The sequence below is a fragment of the Legionella busanensis genome, from assembly GCF_900461525.1.
GTDB classification, from domain to species: Bacteria; Pseudomonadota; Gammaproteobacteria; order Legionellales; family Legionellaceae; genus Legionella_C; species Legionella_C busanensis.
The window spans coordinates 1,904,982-1,926,190 of record NZ_UGOD01000001.1 but is presented as its reverse complement, the minus strand read 5'-3'; the positions used below and the strand labels follow the sequence as shown (position 1 = coordinate 1,926,190).

The window sequence follows — 21,209 nt, the reverse complement described above, 5'->3', positions numbered from 1 at the left end:
GAATTCCTTCTTAAGGCAAAAACAAAATGATCGCTTGTCTAGTAAATAAGATCAAGTTTTAAAATAGACCTCTTTCCAAACTGCTATAGATAGCCAGTTTTTAAAAAAATATCTTCGAGATGCACATGTGGTTTTGTGCGCTGCGCGTTTTTTGTTTTTTGCTAAAGGTCTTGTCTTATCTTTAATAGTTTAGGCAGAAAGCTTATGAACTAGGAAGTAAATTGGAAAGGGAGAATGTGCGCCTTTAGGGCGCACAGAAGAGTTAAGAACAATTACCATTAATTACACAATTTTTAAGATCAGTCGCAAACTTAAAGTTATTGTTTTGATCATAAGTCACTTCCCAATTAAAAACACCACCAATTAAGCCATAAGCACGGGGGGGCACATAAGTATCACAACTTGTGCTGCCTATTGTTGCTGTTTTTAAACATTGAATAGCACGCTTAATAGTACTAGTGGGTGTCACAGGCGAGCCATCACTAGCGCCACTTGCATTCGGTGCTGGATAACCAATAACGACTTGACTTGGCTTTAAATAACTAATATAGGGTTGAAAACCAGTAGCGCGACCATTAACAGTAGCGGGCCAATTTTCAAGTAAGTCAGTAGCCATAGCGACGCTGAAATTTGGTGAGCTAGTTGGAGTAGGACCATAGCAAACTAAATCAATGCCGAATGCACAGCCAGTGTTATATAATTGAATCCCAACCCATGCTAAAGAATTGTGAGTTTGCATTACTAGAGAGGCATAATTTCCCCAGGTCGCATCAAAGCCACTTGTTGCTGCAACGTTTGCGACTTGCGGTGTTAGGGTAATTAATAAAGAAGGTTTTTGCTGATACATGGTGTTAATTATACTAGCTAAAACAGCAATATCACCTTGTGGTTGTGAAAAAGTGCCACCAGCATTTATGCCATGTTCGATATCAATATCAAAGCCATCAAAACCATACTGTGTTATTAATCCATTTAATGAATTGATAAAAGTCTGTTGAAAAGCTTGTGGCGAAGATGCAGCGCTTAGAACTTGATGAAAATCAACGCTGGTATTTGGAATACTGGTTAAAGCCCCGCCTAGAGAAAGAATAGCTTTAATACCGGCATTATGCAGAGATTGAATATATTCTTTGGTAACTGTATCAAAAGCAGGAACAATAACGCCGGGCGTGGATGTACTAAATACACCAAAGGCAATCATAGCATGGGTATAACCGGCACTTGCTAAAGCTTGAGCAGTAGGTGGTGTTTTCCAACCAGGTATATAGGTGATTAACCTACCTCCCGCAGGTTCGGTATTTTTAGTAAATGTAATTGTTTCAATCGCATTAGCTGTTGCAGTTAAAGGCTGTGGTGAAAAAGTAACAGAATAGCCAGCCACATTTTCAGCTGATACAGTATATATAGCGCCTTGCGTTAAATTAATTACTTTAGAGCCGGATCCATTTGTTAGGTTAATAACTTGCGCAATAGGTGCCGTATTATCATTAGGTGTCAATGTGACTCTCAATGATGTAAGTGTAGTAGGTGCATTACGTACATTAATAGTAACGGCCGCTTGAGCAACTTGAACACAACGATAAGTTAAATTAACAATAGGTGGCGTTGTTGCATTCGCTATAGCGCTAGTCGGCGCAAACGTAGGTGTACAATTATAATTGTTATAATTAATTGGTGCTGTAGAAAAGCGATATGTACTACCATTCTTTAATTGCGAAGCAGTGGTTGTAGAATTCCAAGTTACGGCTTGGGAAACGGAGGTATTAGTTGCTGTGTCTGTCAATAAAACACTAGGATTAGCAGTATACCCAGTTAACTCCGCTGGTAAGGCTTGTACTCTGAAACTAATCTTGCCCGCATTTTGCACTAAAGTATAAGTGATTGTAGAAGTAACAGTTTGATCAGCAGAAAGTTGTACAGTACTTGGTGCAGCACTACCTTGATAAGTACTGCCGGTCGTATTTGTTACATTTTCAGGTGAAATAGTATAATTTCCTGTTGCTAAACCAGTAAGATCTAAAGTTGCTCCCCAACCTAACTGTACATCTCGTACATTTTGTCCATTCATTGTAATGTGAACAAGCGCATAATTCTGAGTGACATTGGTAGGTTTTGTAGAGCTATTCTTTAAACGAATTGTTCCGGTGCTAGGTGCAGTTTGTAGGTAAACGTTGGTGGTTCCCTCAATATGATCTTCGGATGGAACACCGTATTTAATTAGAATAGAACTACCTACGGGTAACATTGTTGTGCTGGGATTGATAGGGATGCCAGGATAGGTAGGGAAATGAAGGTTAAGTGTTGCTAAAAAGTTATTATCAGATTGTAGCTGTGAAGTAATAGTTAAATTATTATCCGGATAAGGAAGTGGCGCAAAGTCTCCCCAAAAATCTGTATTCACAGCGGTTTTACTTTTAAATGTAATACTCACATTTTGAAAATCGACAGGTTTTCCGCAATTATTTGTTAATTTTAAAGTGACTTGTTTCCAATGTTGAGTGCCTGAAGATGAAAATTGTGCAGCAACGCAGGTTGTTGGTTGGGCGATCGTTAGTGCTTTAGAAGATATAGCAGCAGAAGCTGAAAAAGAAATTAAAGCACTTAACCCACATAAAAGATATTTCATTCAAAACTCCTTTTTTGAGTTAATAAGATTTACTAGATAAGACAACAAGCTATAAATTAAACTTAACTTTTTAGTTTTATGATTAAAACTTATTAATGATAAACTTACATTTGGATATCAAATCATGAACTATTCGAGAGAGTAGTATGTTTACCGTTTTTTAATAATTTCATTTTGAATATCTTACTAATAAATAAAAGTAAGTTTTATTTGTCTGATAAATTAGACAAAAGTTAGGGCCTGTTGACATTGGGTGATACTTAATGTCATCAGGCTCTAGTATTTATCAAGAAAAAAAACCTGTCAACCAACCATTTTTAATGATGGTAGTTAGTTTTCGGTAATAAAAGGGTAGAATAAGAGTTAGACAAAGTTTATTAAACTTAAATTTAATTAATTTTAACAAATCCTTACAGTTAGGTTACTTTGAGGCTTAATAAATTTAAGCCTCAAACTATTTTATAGTGACTAGCTTTCTAATTAAATCCCTCTAAGACAATCTTACCTACGGAACGTTCACTTTCAAGTAAGGCATGGGCACGACGTAAATTAGCAGCATTAATAACACCAAATTGCTCATTAAGTGTTGTTTTAATTAAACCCTTTTCAACTAATTGTGCAGCTTCGTTTAAAATTTCATGTTGTTTAATTAAATCAGCAGTCATAAACATTGATCGAGTGAACATAAGTTCCCAATGGATAGAAATACTTTTTAGTTTGAAGGCTTTAAAGTCTAATTGCATAGGATCATCAATCAGAGCAAATTTACCTTGTGGTTTAAGGCAATTTATTAAATCTAAAGCATGTTGATCTGTATGAGTTAAGCTAATCACATAATCGACTTCATCTATTCCGACGTTAGTTAACTGGGGTTTAAGAGGTTGATTATGATTTAAAACATGATGAGCGCCATTATTTTTTACCCACGTTTGAGATTCAGGTCTAGAAGCAGTACCAATAATGGTTAAAGACGTTAACTGTCTTGCCAATTGAGTTAAGATAGAACCTACGCCCCCGGCGGTACCCGTGATAAGGATAGTCGATTTTTCATCTTTTTTAATATTTAAACGATCAAATAACAACTCCCAAGCAGTGAGCGTTGTTAAAGGTAATGCAGCAGCTTGGCTATAGGAAAGCGCTTTAGGTTTAAAACCTACGATTCGTTCATCAACTAAATGGTATTCACTATTACAACCTTGGCGATTAATAGCACCTGCATACCAAACTTCATCACCAGGTTTAAATAAAGAAACTTGATCGCCCACTTCTTTCACAATACCTACTGCGTCCCAACCTGGAATTTGATATTGCCCTTCTTTAGGTAGAACAAGATAAGCCCGGGCTTTACAGTCAACAGGATTAACTGCAATGGCTTTTATTTCTACTAATAAATCATGCCCTTGAGCTTTAGGTATAGGTAAATCTAAATCCTCTAAAACATCAGGCGCACCAGCTCTTTTGTATCCAATTGCTTTCATCAGTAACTCTTCCTTAGTTTTGCAAGTTAGCATAGCTTGTAAAGCGATGACTAAACTAGTTTTTAAATTCAGCTTATACTTAAAATAATAAGTCAGGTATAAGGGACAAAACGCTTTCTATATCCATTAAACTTAAAATATAAGATGCTTAGTCTATATATCAGACCAACACGAAAGTCTTGTGATATATAAAAGACAAAGATGGTTTATAGCCTGTATTTTGAACTTATATTTAAGTAGATAACGCTTAGGAGGTTAATATGAAAGCGATATGTGCTACTACAATATTACTATGTATTATTACAGCTACTTATGCTGCTACAAGTTATAAGCCTATGACCATAAATCTTAAGCCGACAGATACTCAATTTCAAGTGATATTACCTGCTAATCCAACGACAGGTTATCAATGGACTTTGCATAACTACGATAGATCATTATTGCGTTTGGTTTCTAATCAATTTAATCCACCTAACTCAGAGCTAATGGGTGCCGGTGGTCAAACTGTTTTTACTTTTGAAATAATAAATGGTGCTGTCACTCCAAGTGTTACCTCCCTTATTTTTAGCTATGCAAGACCTTGGGAAAATCAGGGAGGAAGGTCCCAAATCGTGACAGTTCGATTTCGAGATACACCTGTTAGTGCGCAATAATTTTTTACTTAAATACAATGATAAATAGTTTATAAATTAAACCACTACTAACTTATTCTATAAGTAATTATCTACTTTTGATTTTCTTTTGCGAAACGGTAAATAGCGAGGCTCCCAAAATAAATCATTAATTATTCTTTCTAAGTCCGCTTCTTGATTTTGCTCGGCTAAATTTTCTTCAAGGGCTGTTTTAGCAACTGCAATGGCGATATATTTTGCAACTGTTTGGGCATCATCTAGTGAAGGAAGAAGAGGTAGGAAGCTATCTTTTCTACTGGGGGCAAATTCACTTAAGGCTTCGGCGGCTGCCCAGATCATTCTTTTTGAAAGGCGACTAGCTTGAACTGCTAAAACACCTAATCCAATTCCTGGAAAGACTAAGGCATTATTGCATTGGGCTATCTCAACTAGGCGATTTTGATATTCAACAGCTGGAAAAGCAGTTCCTGTTGCAATAAGAGCTTTGCCTTGGCTCCAGTTTAAAATATCTGCCGGCTGCGCTTCACATTTATCATCAGGATTAGAAAGTGGGAAAATAATAGGTCGTTCGCAATTATTAGTCATAATTTCAACAATATCTTGCGAAAAAGCGCCGGGTTGTGCTGAACAACCAATTAATATAGACGGTTTAACATGTCGAATGGTATCCGTTAAAGAAGGATATTGTTTTTCATTAATAGACCAATCAGCAATATCATCGAGTTTGCGAGCATAAGGTTTTTGCGCATTAGTAAGTTCTAAATCATGCTCCATTAACAGGCCTTGGCGATCAATTAACCAAAAATTATCGTAAGCTTCTTCTGCTTTTATACCAAGCCTCACAAAAGCATCAACAATTTGATCGCTAATTCCTGTACCTGCTGAGCCGGCACCAAAAACAACAATACGATGTTCGTGTATTTTCTTGCCAGTCACATCACAAGCTGCAAGTAAAGCGGCTAATGTAACAGCGCCTGTTCCTTGAATATCATCATTAAAGGTACATAATTCATTTTTAAACCGATCTAAAATTCGTCTTGCATTACCACGACCAAAGTCTTCCCAATGTAAAAAAGCATTAGGAAAGTTTTTGTGAACAGCTTTAACAAATGTTTCGATAAATGCATCATATTGTTCGGCATTAATTCTAGGGTGTCTACAGCCTAGATAAAAAGGATCGCTAAGTAGTTCGGTATTATTAGTGCCAACATCTAAAAAGACGGGCAAAGTGCGGGTTGGGTTAATTCCGCCGCATAAGCTGTAAACCATAAGTTTCGCGACAGGTATATCCATGCCACCAATGCCTTGATCACCAATGCCAAGAACCCCTTCACCATCGGTAACAACGATAACATCAATTTCAGGATTAGAGCGATTGCCAAGAATTTCTTCAATTTGATTTTTGTCCGAGTGGGCAATATATAACCCTCTTGATTGACGGTATTCATGACTAAAGCGTTTTACAGCTGTACCTACAATTGGCGTATAAATGGTTGGCAGCATTTCCGCTAAATGGCGGCTAACCAGTTTATAAAATAAAATTTGATTTTTATCATGTAAGTTATTGAGATAAATATTTTGCTGTAGGCTCGTTTTATAACTTGAAAACTGCAAATAAGTACGTTTGACTTGTTCTTCAAGTGTTTCAACGCGATGTGGTAATTTTCCTAGTAAGCCAAATTCTCGTCTTTCATCAAAAGTAAAAGCAGTGCTTTTATTTAGTTGAGGTAAGGTTAATAGCGCTTTACCAGTGATGGACGTTTCAAGATATAGCTCACCTGTTTCTTCATCTCGAGAAATATCAAAATCTAACATAATTATTATCTTTAAAATAAATTGCGTAAAATAGCCAATTGGTACAATTAATTCAATTAAAGTGGCTTACAAAAATAATCAAGAACCGCACATGGCAGAACGAGGTAACTAATGTTAACATCTTTAATTTTATAACCAAGAGGTTAATATGGTTAAACGCTTAATAGGATGCCTTATGATGCTTTTTTTAACAAGCTGTATGGCTCATGATGAAGAATATTATCGTAATAATCCACGCGTATTGCAAGCTACACTTAAAGAGTGCCCTGGTAAGCAGCCTTCTATAAGCTGTGACAAACTTAATGATATCGCTAAAGATATGAACCGTTTTGCTTTTGAATTGCAGTTAAATCCACAACGATTTGGCCAAAAAATCTTAAGCTTACAAATACAATTAGCAAAAACACAAAATGAATTGGAGCAAAATCCCAAACAATCTATGTTAAAAGAGAAAATTGATCAAGATAAGCAAGAATTAAAAACACGTTTAGCTATAGTAAAGTGGTTGGAATCACCTGAGAGTAGGCCATGAGAATTTTAATAAGTAATGATGATGGAGTATATGCACCCGGTATTCGCGCATTGGCTAACGAAATGGCTAAAATTGCAGACATTGATGTTGTAGCGCCTGATAGAAACCAAAGTGGTTCTAGTAATTCTTTAACTTTAACAAAACCTGTACATGTGGCAAGGCTTGAGAATGGTTTTTATAGTGTAGAGGGTACGCCTACAGATTGTGTGCATTTAGCTTTAACAGGGCTCCTAGATAATGTTGCAGACATTGTTGTTTCAGGCATTAATGATGGTGCAAATTTAGGAGATGATACGCTGTATTCAGGTACAGTTGCTGCTGCCGTTGAAGGACGATATTTAGGTTTCCCTGCACTAGCTTTTTCAATGGTAGGCGATAATATTAAGCATTTTGATACTGCTGCGATAATTGCGCGTAAATTAGTCTCTAAAATGCGACCTAAAATGTTACCTATACAAACGATATTAAATGTTAATGTCCCTGATTTACCTTTATCTAAAATTAAAGGGTTTCAGGTAACTCGGCTAGGCGCTCGTCATGGTGCAGAGCCTATCGTTAAAGATGTTGACCCACGTGGTCGTCCTATTTATTGGATTGGCCCTCCTGGTATAGAAGCTGATGCAGGCCCTGGTACAGATTTTTATGCCGTTAGCCATAACTTTGTCTCTATCACCCCACTTCATTTAGATATGACTCACCTTAAAGTATTTAAAGAATTAACGACATGGGTAGAAAAGATTGAGCTGACTTAGTTGTTTAAGAAAGGTTAAATAGAAATAAAAATCAGCGAATAATATTACATCTAGAATAGCTAACTTAATTGTTTAGGCTAATTTGTTTTTCAAGGAGATTATGCGGAAATTTTTTTATTTATTTCTACTTCCTGGGTTAGTAGGTTGTCATGAACGAGATTATGTGGCGCCTGTAGAAGAGTTAAAATGGCATTCATATCTAGGCAGGCCTGCAAAACATGTTGTTCGCTCTGAAGAAACTATTTATGCAATAGCTTTTCGCTATGATTTAGATTTTCGGGAGCTATTAAGATATAACCACTTACAAAAATCAAGGCTTCATGTTGGACAAGTATTAAAAATACCACATTACAGCTCTAAAGCGTTATCTTGGCAGCTTGAATCTAGATATATCGCTAAGCCTTTAACTCACCAAAAAGTTCCTTCTAAAGCCACAGGACATTGGGTTTGGCCAGCATATGGTAAGGTAGTTAGTAACTTTAATCCAAATTTTGGTAAAAAAGGCATAAATATTGCTGGTAAAAAAGGTGGCGTTGTTTATGCAGCGTCATCAGGGATTGTCGCTTATGCAGGAAATGGGTTAGCAGGTTATGGAAATTTGATTATAATTAAACATAGTGATCAATTTCTTACCGCATATGGAAATAATTCGCATAATCGCGTGAAAGAGGGCCAAATTGTTAAAGCTGGCCAGATTATTGCCGACATGGGTATTGTGAATAGGAAATTTTGGGGGGTTCACTTTGAAATTAGAAAAGCAGGGCAACCAGTTAATCCAACTGAATTTTTGCCGCGGGTATAATTTAATAATTATTTAATATTTATATAGATTAAGTTTCAAAGTAAAGCCAATTTCTCAGAACAGAATTCAACACAAAGGTGAAATCATGCAGGCAGATAATGATTCAATTAAAGAATCTGAATTACCAGATGAAGAATGGAATGAGCCAGCCGAAGACCTACTTGCCTCTGATGATATAAGTCTTGACATCGAAATTGAGCCTGTTGAGTTTGAGCCTGATTTTTCCGATGAAGAAGCATTTCCAACTTTTCAGCGCGGCCGCCAAGCAAGTAAAATAATGGATGCGACACAGTTGTATTTAAGTGAAATTGGTTTTTCGCCGCTCCTTTCAGCTGAGGAAGAAGTTCATTATGCTAAATTAGCTTTAAAAGGGGATGTTGACGCTCGAAAAAAGATGATTGAGTCAAATTTACGTTTAGTAGTTAAAATTGCTAGACGTTATCTAAACCGCGGTCTTCCACTCTTAGATTTAATAGAAGAGGGTAACCTCGGTCTCATGAAATCAGTCGAAAAATTCGACCCTAATCGTGGCTTTCGTTTTTCTACTTATGCCACTTGGTGGATTAGACAAACAATTGAGCGTGCTATTATGAATCAAACACGCACGATACGTTTGCCAATTCATGTGGTTAAAGAGCTTAATGTTTATTTGCGTGCTGCAAGACATTTAACCCAAAAACTAGATCACGAACCTTCACCTGAAGAGATTGCAGATCTAGTTGATAGACCTTTAGAGGACGTACAAAAGCTTTTAGGCCTCAATGATAAAGTCACCTCAATTGATACACCTATTGGTTATGATGAAAATAAATCTCTTCTAGATACTATTCCTGATGAAAATAGTATGAATCCAGCAGAATTGTTGACCGATGAGGATTTACGTATCCATATTGAATCTTTACTAGATAAATTGACTGAGAACCAACAGCAAGTTATAGCAAGGCGCTTTGGTTTGCGTGGTTTTGAGAAAGCAACTTTGGAAGATGTTGGTAAAGAAATCGATTTAACAAGAGAGCGGGTTCGACAAATTCAAGTTGAGGCTTTAAAAACATTGCGAGGTTTATTAGAGCGGGTTGGTTTAACGCAGGAAGATTTATTTTAGTTTCTACTAAAAAGTGTTTTTACAAATAGATTCATAAGAGTTAAAACAAGTTACCAGAATAGGTAACTTGTGTTTCAATTTAGCACATTACAAAAATTGTATTGTTGTTTAATTTAGCAAAATAAATTTTGCTAAAAATAGATTATTTAATTGACAAAAAAATATTAAAATTTAATTAAAATGTATAAAAATAGCTACATTTTCATTGCTATACTAACTATATTAAATTTGATTTAGCTTGTAGGTTAATTAGCATGACGACTAAAGTGACTTTTAATGATCTCCTTAGCGTTGTTAAAGAGCCAGGTGATGTCCTCGTTTTGTCAAGAAAACTAAAAATTAGTGTAAAGCGACTATATGGCTTTTTAGGTTTGCTCGGAACTGATATAGCAGGTCTAGCTGAGTTAGACGATGACTCCAAAGATAAACTGCAACAATTTTTGGGTAATAATGATTTATCTGACTATTTATTAAAAATAAAAGATTTCGACCTTATAAGTAAGGAAAAAGCTGAAGAACTCTTAGAATTTAATAAAAATACTATTGCAGGAATTTTTTCAACAGATGTTACTACCATTATCGATAAATTGAATAAGAAAGGGATAATACTTTCTCTCTTTAGTAATAAACATTTAAAAGCGGAAGATTATGGAAAAGTTCAAGGTTTTATAAATGATGTATTAAAATTGCGAAAGCAAGTTACCAAACAACGGTTAGAACAATTTTTTGATAATCTAGCAATGCTAGATTTTACAGACAGCGATAAAGTTAATGCATGGGTAAAAGAGATAACTCCCTTTTTAAAATCTCACTCGGAGGAGAAACCTGTAAGGCGGATTATTGATGCCTGTTTAATTCCTTATAATGACTATTTGTATCAATTGTTGCTTAGAGTAGCAGAAATGAGAACCACTAACTCCTACCTAATTGAATTTTGTAGTCTTTATAAAGCGCAAGATAGATCTCAAGAAAATAATTCCGAAATTGATTTTTCTGTATCAAACATTCCTATAGATTTGGAGCCATCTGAGCAGGTTCATTCAACTAAATTACCTGAACATCAACTTACAGGCTTATATATTGAGCAACTTACTTCCTTACAAGGTAAGTTAATCTTTCTTTTACAACGCTTGTCTGATATTCAAGCAAATGAGGAACAATTATTATCCTTTTGGAGCCAAGATATTAGCGGGGTTTTAAATACTAGTTTCGGTTCGGAGTGGGAAAGCGCAGAAGATATTACTGTGATATTGCAAAGAACAACTCACACTCCTACTGATTATAATTATAAGTTATTATCTAATCTTATAAAAGGTGAGCCTGATAATCGCTTCCTTGCTATTTTTTTGAAAAGCTATAAACATTTTATGTTAATAAAAAAGGGCAGCAATGAAAATTACGAAAGTTGGTATAGTTTTTTTTCACCTCATAACTCACAAAATTATTCTTCTGATTTGGCTCAGGGAATTGAAATTTCCGAACAGAATTCCGATTTAAGAAACGTAACTACTAAGAAACCTAGGCACTCTGATGCTTTTTTTATAACCCCAGCCAATCATAACTTTTTAAGCGTAAGTCTTGAAGCCCTTGCTAGGAAATTTTTACAAATCAATTTCCTTAATCCGGAGTCAGGTAAAATTTTACAAGAATGGGTGCAGGAGTTAGAAAATTTATTAGGATTATTTGAAAAGGAAAACGGAAAATTAGATGTAAAAATATTAGTTCAAGCCTTACCAAATAGCTTTGATGACCTAGGATTTAGAAGTAAATTACGTTTAGTGACATGCAATTTTGATAACCCTTATTTCAATTTATTTATGGATGCTATTGAAGTTAAATATCGCCCTTATGAAGATATCCTGTTACCAGGTTAAATTTTAAGGTATTTTGTTTATAGCCTAACAATATCTAATCCTCGCCAACAACTTGAATAATCTTCTTGCCTAGCAGGATGCATGTATGCTTTCTCACTTATTAGCCACGGCTGAGAAGTTTCAAACATAAAGGCTAAGGTATTGTCATAACGAGTAGGCTTTTGTTCTTCATTAACCATAGTTTTATAGGTCTGACTATCTGGTCCATGCGCAGTCATGCAGTTATGTATGCTAATGCCGCCAGGTAGAAAACCTTCTTTTTTAGCATCATATTCGCCTTTAATTAAGCCCATTAATTCACTCATGATATTGCGGTGAAAGTAAGGTGGTCTAAAGGTATGTTCAGCTACCATCCAGCGAGGCGGGAAAATAACAAAATCTAAATTAGCAATGCCGCTACTACTACTTTCAGAGGTCAAAACAGTAAATATAGAAGGATCTGGGTGATCAAAACTTACTGTATTAATCGTATTAAACAAGGATAAATCATAACTGTAAGGCGCATAATTACCATGCCAGGCTACGACATTGAGCGGTGAATAATTACCGCGACAAAGCCAAAAGTGATGGTCTGCTTTACAAATTAATACAACAGGTTGATTAAGGTCTTCAAAGGCAGCAACAGGATAGAGAAAATGACGTGGGTTAGCCAAGCCGTTAGAACCTATGACACCTAAAGACGGAAGTGTTAAGGGGTGTGTTAGATTTTCAGCTAAATAGCCACAGGCTAGATCATCTTTTAATTCTACTTTGAATTTAACACCACGTGGAATTACTGCAATTTGACCAGGACCAATTTCTAAACGGCCAAATTCTGTAAATAAAACCATATTACCTTGATAAGGTACAAATAATATTTCACCATCATAATTGCTAAAGTAGCGATCTGACATGGATTGGTTACATTGATAAATATAAGTGTTTACAAGTTGATTACCGGCAATAAAGAATAAACCATCTACGAAATCTACTTCGGTTGCAGGCATAGGTAGTGGTGACCAGCGATAAGGGTTAGGCGGCTGTAAGGCAATAAATTTTAATGCTGCCTCATGATGGTAACTATAATCACCTTGGGTTACAGAAGGAGCAGTGCGGTAAAGCCAGCTATGTAGATTAAGATGGCGAGGTCTTGTAAAAGCACTACCACTGAGTTGTTCTGCGTAAAGACCGTAAGCACATTGCTGCGGGGAGTTTTGATTTTGAGGTAAGGCTCCAGCAATTGCTTCTGTTTGATGATAGTTACCAAATCCTGCTAACACGCCTTTCTCCTTATAATAATTACAATTTATTGTATTTTCGTAATTTGCTAATAGTTGCATTCTAAGTCACTTTATACAAGTCTTTCAAAGTTATAAACAAACTAAATTATTCTTTAGTTCTTAACACCATAGTTAGTCTCTGATAGTCATTCTTTTTAAAGTCGTGACAGGATATAATTTAATATTTATCACTGAGTAGATAGAGGTAGGTTATGGCAGGTCATAGTAAATGGGCAAATATCAAATTTAGAAAAGGTGTTCAAGATGCCAAGCGTGGAAAAGTTTTTACCAAATTAATTCGCGAAATTACTGTTTCAGCGCGTATGGGTGGTGCGGATGAGTCAAGTAATCCAAGATTAAGGGATGCTATCGTTAAAGCGCTTAAAGCTAATATGAAGCGTGATACAATTGATAATGCGATTAAGCGTGGCGCAGGCGGTCTTGAAGGCGATAATATGATGCAAATGCGTTACGAAGGTTATGGCCCAGGTGGTGTGGCTATTTTAGTAGATTGTTTATCTGATAATAAAAATCGTACTGTCTCAGAAGTACGTCATGCATTTACTAAACATGGTGGTAATTTAGGTACAGATGGCTCTGTTTCCTATCTGTTTACTAAACAAGGCGAAATTTTACTTGCTACTGGTCAGCCAGAAGATAAAGTAATGGAAGTTGCTATTGAGGCAGGTGCTGAAGATGTCAATTCTGAGGAAGGTCAAATTGAGATTATTACAGCTGCTGAGAATTATCATAATGTTTTGCAGGCATTACAAAATGCAGGTTTTGAAATCGAGCAATCTCATATAACTATGTGCGCTCAAACGACTGTTAAACTTGACCAAGAAACAGCAGAATCATTAGTTAAGCTAATTGATATGCTGGAAGATTTAGATGATGTGCAAGAAGTACATAGTAATGCAGAGCTTCCTGAATCACTATTTGAATCGGCCCATTAATGAGTGTCATATTAGGTATTGATCCTGGCTCTCGCGTAACAGGCTATGGTGTTATTAAAGAAGAGAGACGTAATATACACTATCTTGATAGTGGGTGTATTCGCACATCTGAAGGAGATTTAAGCAGCCGGCTTTTACAAATATTTGATGGTATTTGTCAAATCATGGATGATTACAGCCCTGATGAAGTCGCTATTGAGGAAGTTTTTATGCATCAAAATCCGAATGCTGCTTTAAAATTAGGTCATGCGCGTGGAGCAGCTTTAGTTGCTGCTGCATCTCATCGAATTAAGGTCAGTGAGTACTCAGCTCGAGAAGTAAAGCAATCTATAGTCGGCTACGGTGCAGCTGAAAAAGATCAAGTTAATCATATGGTTGTGCGATTACTTTTGTTAAATCGCCCACCTCAGAGAGATGCGGCTGATGCATTAGCTATTGCAATTTGTCACAGCCATATGCGAAATAATATTAATAAGCAATTAGGCTTAAGGAAACGAAGATGATTGGTTGGTTGCAAGGTAAGATTATTGATAAACAACAACCAGGAAAGCTGGTAATTAATGTTCAAGGTGTAGGATATGACGTTGAAACATCCTTGCAAACCTTTTTTAAACTGGATGGTGGTGATGATATTGTAAGTTTGCATATCCACACTGTTGTTCGTGAAGATGCTTTTTTATTATATGGTTTTTTAGATAAGTTAGAACGATCAGTATTTAGAGCATTAATCAAGATAAATGGGGTAGGCCCGCGCGTAGCTATAGGAATTTTATCCAGTGTTACTCCTTTAGAGCTTATTCAATCAATTAGTCAAAATAATACTAATTTTTTAACTAAATTACCTGGTATAGGTAAGAAAACTGCTGAGCGTCTTATTATTGAAATGAAAGATATCGTCAATCAATTAGCACAAAATGAAGTACTAGCAATGCCAGATCAAGGTATGTTAGGCAATCATCAAGAGCAACATGAAGCAATTTGTGCTTTAGAAGCCCTGGGTTATAAATTCCAGGAAGCAACAAGAGTAGTTAAGAAATTAGATGATGGCAAAAAAACTTGTGAACAATTAATTAGAGAGGCATTAAGGCAATTAGCTACTCATAGCGTATAACATAACTTCTTCTGGGCTGAACAAATCTAAGTTATTTTTGAGATTATTTTAACTATATCTCTACTGATCTAGATCGTCATTTTTATTAGGTAAATTAATTGGAAAATAGACGCGCACAATAAGGCCTGTACCTTCTTTGGGCGAATCTAATTCAACACGAGCACCGTGTAAATCACAAATTTGCCTAACGATTGCTAAGCCTAAACCACTACCTGTTGTTTTATTACCAAGCACTCTAAAGAAACGTTCAAATACTCGACTTTGTAATTCGCTAGGAATACCAGGACCATTATCTTGAACTTGTAAAACCAATTCTTCATCTTGCTGATAAACTTTAACTAAAACTTTGCCAGCTTCTTTACAGTAGCGAATGGCATTATCGACAAGGTTACGAATTAAAATACTGAGTGCTGTTGGATTTCCCTCGAATTTTGGAAGAAGTTTGTCATGCTCAAATTCAAGTTCAATCTGTTTCTCTACAGCGCTCGGCGCTAACATAGCTAAAATTTCGCGGGTTATTTTAACTAAATTCACTTCATCAATATCATTGATACTTGCTGCTTCAGGAACTAATTTGCTCATAGTTAATAACTGTTGCACAATATGAGTGCTGCGATTAACACTTGCAATTAGTTTTTGTAATGCTTGGTTCTTTTCTTCAATATCGTTGGTATTCAAGGCAACTTGTGCTTGTGTTTTAAGAGCCGCTAATGGGGTACGTAGCTCATGTGCTGCATCAGCTGCAAAGCGTTTTTCCCTTTCAAAACCTTCTTGTAATCGAAAAAATAACTTATTTAATTCATCTATTACGGGTTTAATTTCTTCAGGTACTTCTTGTAAATCTACGGGTTCTAAGTGAGTAGGTGCTCTATTGGCTACTTCTTGAGCAACTCTATCTAAGCTATCTAAGCCGCGGCCAATAATAATCCAAATTAATAAGCCAGAAAGAGGAAAAGTAAGTAGCATGATATAAAGATCATCTTGAGCAATACGATGACCTAATTCATTACGGGTATCATAGCGCTCTGCAATGACAGTACGAATGCCTGCTTGCGCATTATAAGTGGTAAAGACACGCCATTTTTGATTTGCTATTATTTTATCACTAAACCCATCAGTTTCAGCTGTTAATGGGATTCTTGGTGCTGCTGAGGAATGTAGCAGTAATTTGCCACCGTTAGTCCATACTTGAAAGTTAAACTTGTCTAAGTAATTTTTAGGTGGTAGGTCATTTAAGAAACGACGTTGATAAAAATTTTCAATTTTTTGCGGAATAACTTCCAAGTTGTCTTGGATTTTAGTAAGTGGGCGTTGATGTACATCATCACCTAGTAACGCTTGATAAGACAGTGCTGAAATAGCCATCAAAGTATCTAGGTGTTCTTGAATATCTTTTTGATCTAAATAATAGTTACCGATTGCAGTTAAAGTTGTAGTAATTGTGATAGCTAATAATAAGTTAATTAATAAAAATTTACGGATAGATGATTTCATCAGGTGTGGTGGCTCTCATTCTTTTCTACCATATATCCAACACCTCGAATGGTACGAATAAAATTTGCATTAAGTTTCTTACGTAAGTTATGGATATGAACTTCCAGAGCATTACTATCAACATCTTCATCCCATCCATAGATACTTTGCATCAATTGCTCACGAGATAAGACCTGGCCGCTATTTTCAAGTAGTTTTTGTAAAAGAGCAAACTCACGTCTTGGTACATTAACCATAACATCATCAACATAAACAGAATGAGCGGCTGGATCAAGCGTAATATTGCGATATTGTAAAATAGAATCAGCCCGACCCTGCGATCGCCTAGCTAGGGCCCTAACACGTGCACTTAATTCATTTAAATCAAAAGGCTTAATAATATAATCATCTGCGCCGCTATCTAAACCTTTAACCCGATCTTCAATAGATTCTCTAGCAGTCAGAATGATGACAGGGGTTGTATGGCCGTCGCTTCGAATCGATTGTAAAAAGCCTAAACCAGATAATTTGGGTAACCCTAAATCAAGAATAATTAATTCAAATGATTCAGCTTTCACAGCTGCTCGAGCCGCTTCGCCATCTTTTAGCCAATCAACAACATAGCCAAACTGAGTTAAGCCTGTTTTAACAGCATCGCCCAGTAATTCATCATCTTCAACTAGTAGCAATCTCATCGTTGCTCCTCAGGTTTTAATAAGCTATGTGAAGAGTCAGAACTTTGTGACTCTTTTTCTTTATCTAGTACATGTCGGGTTAAATATAAAGCTTGTAAGAAAACGAATATTAGTGTTAAACCAGCACCACCAAATAATTTAAAATTAACCCATACATTAGTATCGTAATGATATGCAACATATATGTTAGCTGTGCCCATGATTATAAAAAAGAATGACCATGCATAGTTTAGCCTATACCAGATTTTGGTAGGCAAACTAATATTGCTATCCATAATTTTTTGAATTAAAGGTTTGGTAGCAAAAACAGGCGATAAAAGAAACACTAGTGCAGTTAACCAATAAATACCTGTCGGTTTCCATTTAATAAACCAGGGATTATGGAAAAATAAGGTGGCTCCACCTAATACTAAAATAATTGCTAAGCTAAATAAATGCATTTTCTCATAGCGCTGGTGCCTCAATCTAAAAAGGATAACTTGCAATAGTGAAGCAACCATAGCGATAGCTGTAGCCACATAAATGCCAAAAAGCTTGTAGCCTATAAAGAAAAGAAATACCGGAAAAAAGTCAAACAGTAATTTCATAATATTCAACTTAATTAGTTAATTAACCAATTATAACACATGATTTATATATAACTTGCAAGTGTAAATTTAGATTTTTGCATTAATAATTAAACAATTACTAATATATTAGTTTATTTTTTAAACTTCTGCATAAAATTTATGAGATTACGCTGCAAGAGATTGTATCGCTTTTATGGCAAAATTACAGGTCAATAGAGCTCTTCTTATATAAGAGAGCTCAATGCTAATTACAATCAACTATCAGCTTTAGCCTATAAATATTTTTTGTCCAGGTTTTAATCCTTTCTTATTAATATTTGGATTTAACTTTTCTAATACTGCTATTTGAGTATGATGTTGTTTAGCAATTTTACTTAAACTATCACCGGCAAGAATTGTATAAATGCCAGGTGTGGTTGTTTTACGCCAAATAATTAATTGCTCTCCTTTAATTAAGTTCTGCTTTGCCGCAAGCTTATTCCAAGTTTTTATATCTTGAGCGTTGATGCCATATTTTCTTTCTAAGGTTTGCCATGTCTCACCAGGCTGAACGATATGAATTACTTTATAATTTTGTGTGCTTGGAGGTCTATCAGCAATAACATTCATAGCAGGTTTAGGTTCTGCAATAGGGGCATTGCGGGTACTAGGTATGAGTATATACTGTCCCTTTTTTACTTTATCTGATTTGAGTTGGTTAAGTTCACGGATAAGTTTTGCTGTAGTAAAGTAGCGTTTGGCAATGGCATTTATATTATCGTTTTTTTGTACTTGAAGCCGTGTCCAGCTGACACGTTTATCTTGTGGAAAATTAGCAAGATTGCGATTAAAATCAGCTACTTTATTAGCTGGAATTAATAATTTAAAAGGTTGATAAGGTGCTGTTGCCCAGCGATTAAAGCCAGGATTTAATTTTATTAAATCTTTATAAGTAATACCTGCTAATTTTGCAGCATGATTTAAATCGATCTGGCTACCAATATTTACTTCTTCAAAATAGGGCGTATAAGGAATATAGGGTAAGCTAACATGGTAGCGTTGCGGATATTTGATGATTTCAGCTAAAGCAAGAAAGCGTGGAACATAAAATCTCGTTTCATTTGGTAGAGGCAGGGTCCAAAAGCGTGTGCGATATCTCTGTCGGCTATGCTTTATGGCACGCAGAACAGTTCCTTCCCCAGAGTCATAAGCAGCAATCGCTAACACCCAATCACCGTGGAAAAACCGATTTAAATAGGCTAAATAGTTCAGTGCAGCATTAGTTGATAAGCCAATACTACGACGGCCATCAAACCACCAATCACGTTTTAAACCTAACTCACTACCCGTTCCTGGCATTAGCTGCCATAAACCTGCAGCGCCTGCACCAGAGTAAGCAAATGGATCGTAAGCACTTTCAAGCATAGGTATTAGAGCAAGTTCTCCGGGTAACTTTCTCTTTTTTATTTCGGTAACTATATGATAGATATATGGCTCAGCCTGGGCAAGTTTCTGAATATAGCCTGGATGAGAAACTAGCCAGCGTATCTGTGCTTGTACTTCAGGTTGATTAACTTCATGAGTCATTGAAAAATGATTACGCAACTCATCCCAAACGGTTGGAACTGAAGCACTTTGAACTGGATTTAAAAGAAAGCAGAATTGTAATAGTAAAATTAGTTTTATTCGAATAGTTCTTTTAGCCTTCAATATTAAAGCCTGTCTCTAGCCAAATGGCCTAACAGTGTACTCGATATAGAATAGGTGAGGAACATTTTTTTACATTTTATTCTGGCTAAATTTTTGAATTTATGAATTAATTTAACTAAAATTGTCTTTGCAATCCCTTATTTGTTTAAAAATTGCTAGAGGCTCTTCTGATTTGCAACCATGCATTTTGGCATAGTTTATTACGGGTAGCACATTTATGCGTAAAAAGGGATTAATTTCTTTTTCTAAAGAAAGAGTAGAGGGTAATGAACAAGTGCTAGTATTTTGTGCTAATTCCTGCTGCAGCTTTTGAATAGCTGAATTCTTGGGCTCTACAGTTGCAGCAAAACGTAGATTTTGTCGTGTATATTCATGACCACAGTAAACTTTTGTTTCCTCTGGTAAATTTTTAATCAGATTTAAAGAATTAAGTAATTGCTCATAGGTTCCATCAAAAACTCGACCACACCCTGCAGAAAATAGAGTATCCCCGCAGAATAGGAGTCGTTTATTGGTTTCAAAATAACAAATATGACTTGAGGTATGACCAGGAATATTAAAAATCTGAAAACACCAAGGTTCAAGTTCAATTATGTCATTATCACTTAAAGTGTGTTGAACAAAAGGAATTCTTGTATCGGGTGGCCCATAGACAATAGTTTTAGGATTGGCTGAACATAGCTCAGGAACGCCGCCAACATGATCCATATGGTGATGCGTAAGTAAAATAGCTTTAAGGGAGAATCCAGTTCTTTGTAAATAATCTATAACAGGCTGTGCTTCACCTGGATCAACACAAATTACATTCCCAATAGTGTCAATAAGAAGCCAAATATAGTTATCTCTAAAAGCTAATAATGGTATTACTAACACAACATTCCTTCATAAGTCACAAATTTATTTAATTATAGATATCACGTTATTCAATTAAATAAAATGATTTATTAGGATTAAAAATTTTAGTTAAATATTCCAAAATTATTTTCATTTCTTGAGCGAGGTTATAAGGAGGATTAATAATTAACAAGCCACAACCTGTCATGCCTGCCTCATTAGGTAAGCTTAATGAAAATTCAATACGCAATTTAGTCCTAGGTTTATTAACCTGTATTTTTTCAATTAATTGCGCATGTAGGCCCCGACTTAGTATTGGGTACCATATACAATAAACACCTGTTGCAAAACGATGTAGGGCTTTATTAACTGCATTAGCAAGCTCTTTATATTCCGTTTTAATTTCATAGGAGGGATCAATAAAAATAAGCCCACGACGCTCTGGCGGTGGCAATAATGCCTCTAATGCTGTAATTCCATTTGTATTGCTGAAGAAAACACGTTTATTAAAGTGTGGTATAGTTTTTAGTTGATGAAATTCTTGCGGATGTAACTCAAGGCAGGTGGCGCGATCTTGGTTACGCAAGCTTGCTAGAGCTAAGGAAGGTGACCCAGGATAGTAACGTAATTGTTTATCTGGATTTAAGGATTCAATTACTCTTATATACGGGTCAAATAGCGGTGGTAAGGTGTTACTGACCTGCCAAAGAGGAACGATACCTGTATTAACTTCACCTGTTTTTTTTGTTTTATTATCTTGTAAATCGTAAAAACCAGAGCCTGCGTGGGTTTCGAGATAAAATAGAGCTTTATCTTTTTGGGTTAAATAATTTAGGATACGACATAAAGTAATATGTTTAACTACATCTGCAAAATTTCCGGCATGATAGCCATGTTGATAGCTGAGCATAACTTTTTGATTTAGCAAAATTTATAAAGTATACGGCTTTAACTGCTACTAATCTACGCAGATTAATCAAAAATTATTTTTACATTTTTTTTCAAAATAA

Annotated in this window: 19 protein-coding genes; 9 read left to right on the top strand and 10 right to left on the bottom strand. The window is 35.7% G+C overall.

Annotated elements, in window-relative coordinates; translation table 11 throughout:
• Positions 1-262: 262 nt before the first annotated feature.
• Positions 263-2,626: a glycosyl hydrolase family 18 protein gene (locus tag DYH30_RS08570; RefSeq protein WP_115331263.1), complete on the bottom strand. Its 2,364-nt coding sequence runs from the start codon at positions 2,624-2,626 to the stop codon at positions 263-265.
• A 476-nt stretch (positions 2,627-3,102) separates the two neighbouring features.
• On the bottom strand, positions 3,103-4,104 hold the full coding sequence (locus tag DYH30_RS08565) for a zinc-binding alcohol dehydrogenase family protein (protein ID WP_115331262.1): 1,002 nt from the start codon (positions 4,102-4,104) through the stop codon (positions 3,103-3,105).
• A gap of 260 nt (positions 4,105-4,364) precedes the next feature.
• Here DYH30_RS08565 and DYH30_RS08560 point away from each other — a divergent pair, with 260 nt between their 5' ends.
• A complete protein-coding gene (locus tag DYH30_RS08560) occupies positions 4,365-4,757 on the top strand; it encodes a protease inhibitor I42 family protein (protein WP_207385764.1) in 393 nt (130 codons plus the stop codon).
• Between the two features lie 57 nt (positions 4,758-4,814).
• Here the strand turns inward: DYH30_RS08560 and DYH30_RS08555 are convergent, their stop codons facing one another.
• The gene (locus tag DYH30_RS08555) at positions 4,815-6,551 is read right to left on the bottom strand and encodes an NAD-dependent malic enzyme (RefSeq protein WP_115331261.1); all 1,737 of its coding nucleotides are present in this window, start codon (positions 6,549-6,551) and stop codon (positions 4,815-4,817) included.
• A gap of 175 nt (positions 6,552-6,726) precedes the next feature.
• Here DYH30_RS08555 and DYH30_RS08550 point away from each other — a divergent pair, with 175 nt between their 5' ends.
• The 5 genes from DYH30_RS08550 (at position 6,727) to DYH30_RS08530 (ending at position 11,613) form a co-directional block, all read left to right on the top strand.
• A complete protein-coding gene (locus DYH30_RS08550) occupies positions 6,727-7,083 on the top strand; it encodes a hypothetical protein (protein ID WP_115331260.1) in 357 nt (118 codons plus the stop codon).
• Entirely contained in the window at positions 7,080-7,835 is a 756-nt protein-coding gene (gene surE / locus DYH30_RS08545; protein ID WP_115331259.1) for a 5'/3'-nucleotidase SurE, read from the top strand. Before DYH30_RS08550 ends, surE begins: the two co-directional genes overlap by 4 nt.
• A 100-nt stretch (positions 7,836-7,935) precedes the next feature.
• Positions 7,936-8,637, top strand: a complete 702-nt coding sequence (locus tag DYH30_RS08540) for a peptidoglycan DD-metalloendopeptidase family protein (RefSeq protein WP_115331258.1) — start codon at positions 7,936-7,938, stop codon at positions 8,635-8,637.
• 85 nt (positions 8,638-8,722) lie between these two features.
• Positions 8,723-9,739, top strand: a complete 1,017-nt coding sequence (rpoS, locus tag DYH30_RS08535; protein WP_115331257.1) for an RNA polymerase sigma factor RpoS — start codon at positions 8,723-8,725, stop codon at positions 9,737-9,739.
• A gap of 254 nt (positions 9,740-9,993) precedes the next feature.
• Positions 9,994-11,613, top strand: a complete 1,620-nt coding sequence (locus DYH30_RS08530; RefSeq protein WP_115331256.1) for a hypothetical protein — start codon at positions 9,994-9,996, stop codon at positions 11,611-11,613.
• 17 nt (positions 11,614-11,630) lie between these two features.
• On the opposite strand, the gene hmgA is transcribed toward DYH30_RS08530, so the two are convergent.
• The gene (gene hmgA, locus DYH30_RS08525) at positions 11,631-12,872 is read right to left on the bottom strand and encodes a homogentisate 1,2-dioxygenase (RefSeq protein ID WP_242604676.1); all 1,242 of its coding nucleotides are present in this window, start codon (positions 12,870-12,872) and stop codon (positions 11,631-11,633) included.
• Positions 12,873-13,084: 212 nt separating this feature from the next.
• Here hmgA and DYH30_RS08520 point away from each other — a divergent pair, with 212 nt between their 5' ends.
• Genes DYH30_RS08520 through ruvA form a run of 3 tightly spaced genes read left to right on the top strand, consistent with a single transcriptional unit; the run spans position 13,085 to position 14,939 of the window.
• A complete protein-coding gene (locus DYH30_RS08520) occupies positions 13,085-13,828 on the top strand; it encodes a YebC/PmpR family DNA-binding transcriptional regulator (RefSeq protein WP_115331254.1) in 744 nt (247 codons plus the stop codon).
• Entirely contained in the window at positions 13,828-14,331 is a 504-nt protein-coding gene (gene ruvC, locus DYH30_RS08515; RefSeq protein WP_115331253.1) for a crossover junction endodeoxyribonuclease RuvC, read from the top strand. The genes DYH30_RS08520 and ruvC overlap by 1 nt, the downstream gene beginning before the upstream one ends.
• On the top strand, positions 14,328-14,939 hold the full coding sequence (gene ruvA, locus DYH30_RS08510; RefSeq protein ID WP_115331252.1) for a Holliday junction branch migration protein RuvA: 612 nt from the start codon (positions 14,328-14,330) through the stop codon (positions 14,937-14,939). The genes ruvC and ruvA overlap by 4 nt, the downstream gene beginning before the upstream one ends.
• Positions 14,940-14,999: 60 nt before the next feature.
• Here ruvA and DYH30_RS08505 read toward each other — a convergent pair whose 3' ends face one another.
• From DYH30_RS08505 to DYH30_RS08480, 6 genes are all read right to left on the bottom strand, one after another.
• Positions 15,000-16,433: an ATP-binding protein gene (locus DYH30_RS08505; RefSeq protein ID WP_115331251.1), complete on the bottom strand. Its 1,434-nt coding sequence runs from the start codon at positions 16,431-16,433 to the stop codon at positions 15,000-15,002.
• A complete protein-coding gene (locus DYH30_RS08500) occupies positions 16,433-17,107 on the bottom strand; it encodes a response regulator (RefSeq protein ID WP_115331250.1) in 675 nt (224 codons plus the stop codon). Before DYH30_RS08500 ends, DYH30_RS08505 begins: the two co-directional genes overlap by 1 nt.
• Positions 17,104-17,694 (bottom strand): septation protein A, encoded by a 591-nt coding sequence (locus DYH30_RS08495; protein WP_115331249.1) that lies wholly within the window; start codon positions 17,692-17,694, stop codon positions 17,104-17,106. Before DYH30_RS08495 ends, DYH30_RS08500 begins: the two co-directional genes overlap by 4 nt.
• A 249-nt stretch (positions 17,695-17,943) precedes the next feature.
• Positions 17,944-19,368, bottom strand: coding sequence for a lytic transglycosylase (locus tag DYH30_RS08490; RefSeq protein WP_423202816.1), 1,425 nt, complete (start codon positions 19,366-19,368; stop codon positions 17,944-17,946).
• A 108-nt stretch (positions 19,369-19,476) separates the two neighbouring features.
• Positions 19,477-20,238, bottom strand: a complete 762-nt coding sequence (gene gloB / locus DYH30_RS08485) for a hydroxyacylglutathione hydrolase (RefSeq protein ID WP_115331248.1) — start codon at positions 20,236-20,238, stop codon at positions 19,477-19,479.
• A gap of 46 nt (positions 20,239-20,284) precedes the next feature.
• A complete protein-coding gene (locus DYH30_RS08480) occupies positions 20,285-21,109 on the bottom strand; it encodes a 23S rRNA (adenine(2030)-N(6))-methyltransferase RlmJ (RefSeq protein ID WP_115331247.1) in 825 nt (274 codons plus the stop codon).
• Positions 21,110-21,209: the final 100 nt, after the last annotated feature.

Bases quoted from the DNA above. Each gene is read 5' to 3' on its own strand.
- DYH30_RS08500 (WP_115331250.1), bottom strand. From the start codon at position 17,107: ATGAGATTGCTACTAGTTGAAGATGATGAATTACTGGGCGATGCTGTT.
- DYH30_RS08555 (WP_115331261.1), bottom strand. From the start codon at position 6,551: ATGTTAGATTTTGATATTTCTCGAGATGAAGAAACAGGTGAGCTATAT.
- DYH30_RS08505 (WP_115331251.1), bottom strand. From the start codon at position 16,433: ATGAAATCATCTATCCGTAAATTTTTATTAATTAACTTATTATTAGCT.
- DYH30_RS08530 (WP_115331256.1), top strand. From the start codon at position 9,994: ATGACGACTAAAGTGACTTTTAATGATCTCCTTAGCGTTGTTAAAGAG.
- DYH30_RS08570 (WP_115331263.1), bottom strand. From the start codon at position 2,626: ATGAAATATCTTTTATGTGGGTTAAGTGCTTTAATTTCTTTTTCAGCT.
- DYH30_RS08495 (WP_115331249.1), bottom strand. From the start codon at position 17,694: ATGAAATTACTGTTTGACTTTTTTCCGGTATTTCTTTTCTTTATAGGC.
- DYH30_RS08480 (WP_115331247.1), bottom strand. From the start codon at position 21,109: ATGCTCAGCTATCAACATGGCTATCATGCCGGAAATTTTGCAGATGTA.
- rpoS (WP_115331257.1), top strand. From the start codon at position 8,723: ATGCAGGCAGATAATGATTCAATTAAAGAATCTGAATTACCAGATGAA.
- ruvC (WP_115331253.1), top strand. From the start codon at position 13,828: ATGAGTGTCATATTAGGTATTGATCCTGGCTCTCGCGTAACAGGCTAT.
- DYH30_RS08565 (WP_115331262.1), bottom strand. From the start codon at position 4,104: ATGAAAGCAATTGGATACAAAAGAGCTGGTGCGCCTGATGTTTTAGAG.
- surE (WP_115331259.1), top strand. From the start codon at position 7,080: ATGAGAATTTTAATAAGTAATGATGATGGAGTATATGCACCCGGTATT.
- DYH30_RS08540 (WP_115331258.1), top strand. From the start codon at position 7,936: ATGCGGAAATTTTTTTATTTATTTCTACTTCCTGGGTTAGTAGGTTGT.
- DYH30_RS08520 (WP_115331254.1), top strand. From the start codon at position 13,085: ATGGCAGGTCATAGTAAATGGGCAAATATCAAATTTAGAAAAGGTGTT.
- DYH30_RS08550 (WP_115331260.1), top strand. From the start codon at position 6,727: ATGATGCTTTTTTTAACAAGCTGTATGGCTCATGATGAAGAATATTAT.
- ruvA (WP_115331252.1), top strand. From the start codon at position 14,328: ATGATTGGTTGGTTGCAAGGTAAGATTATTGATAAACAACAACCAGGA.
- DYH30_RS08560 (WP_207385764.1), top strand. From the start codon at position 4,365: ATGAAAGCGATATGTGCTACTACAATATTACTATGTATTATTACAGCT.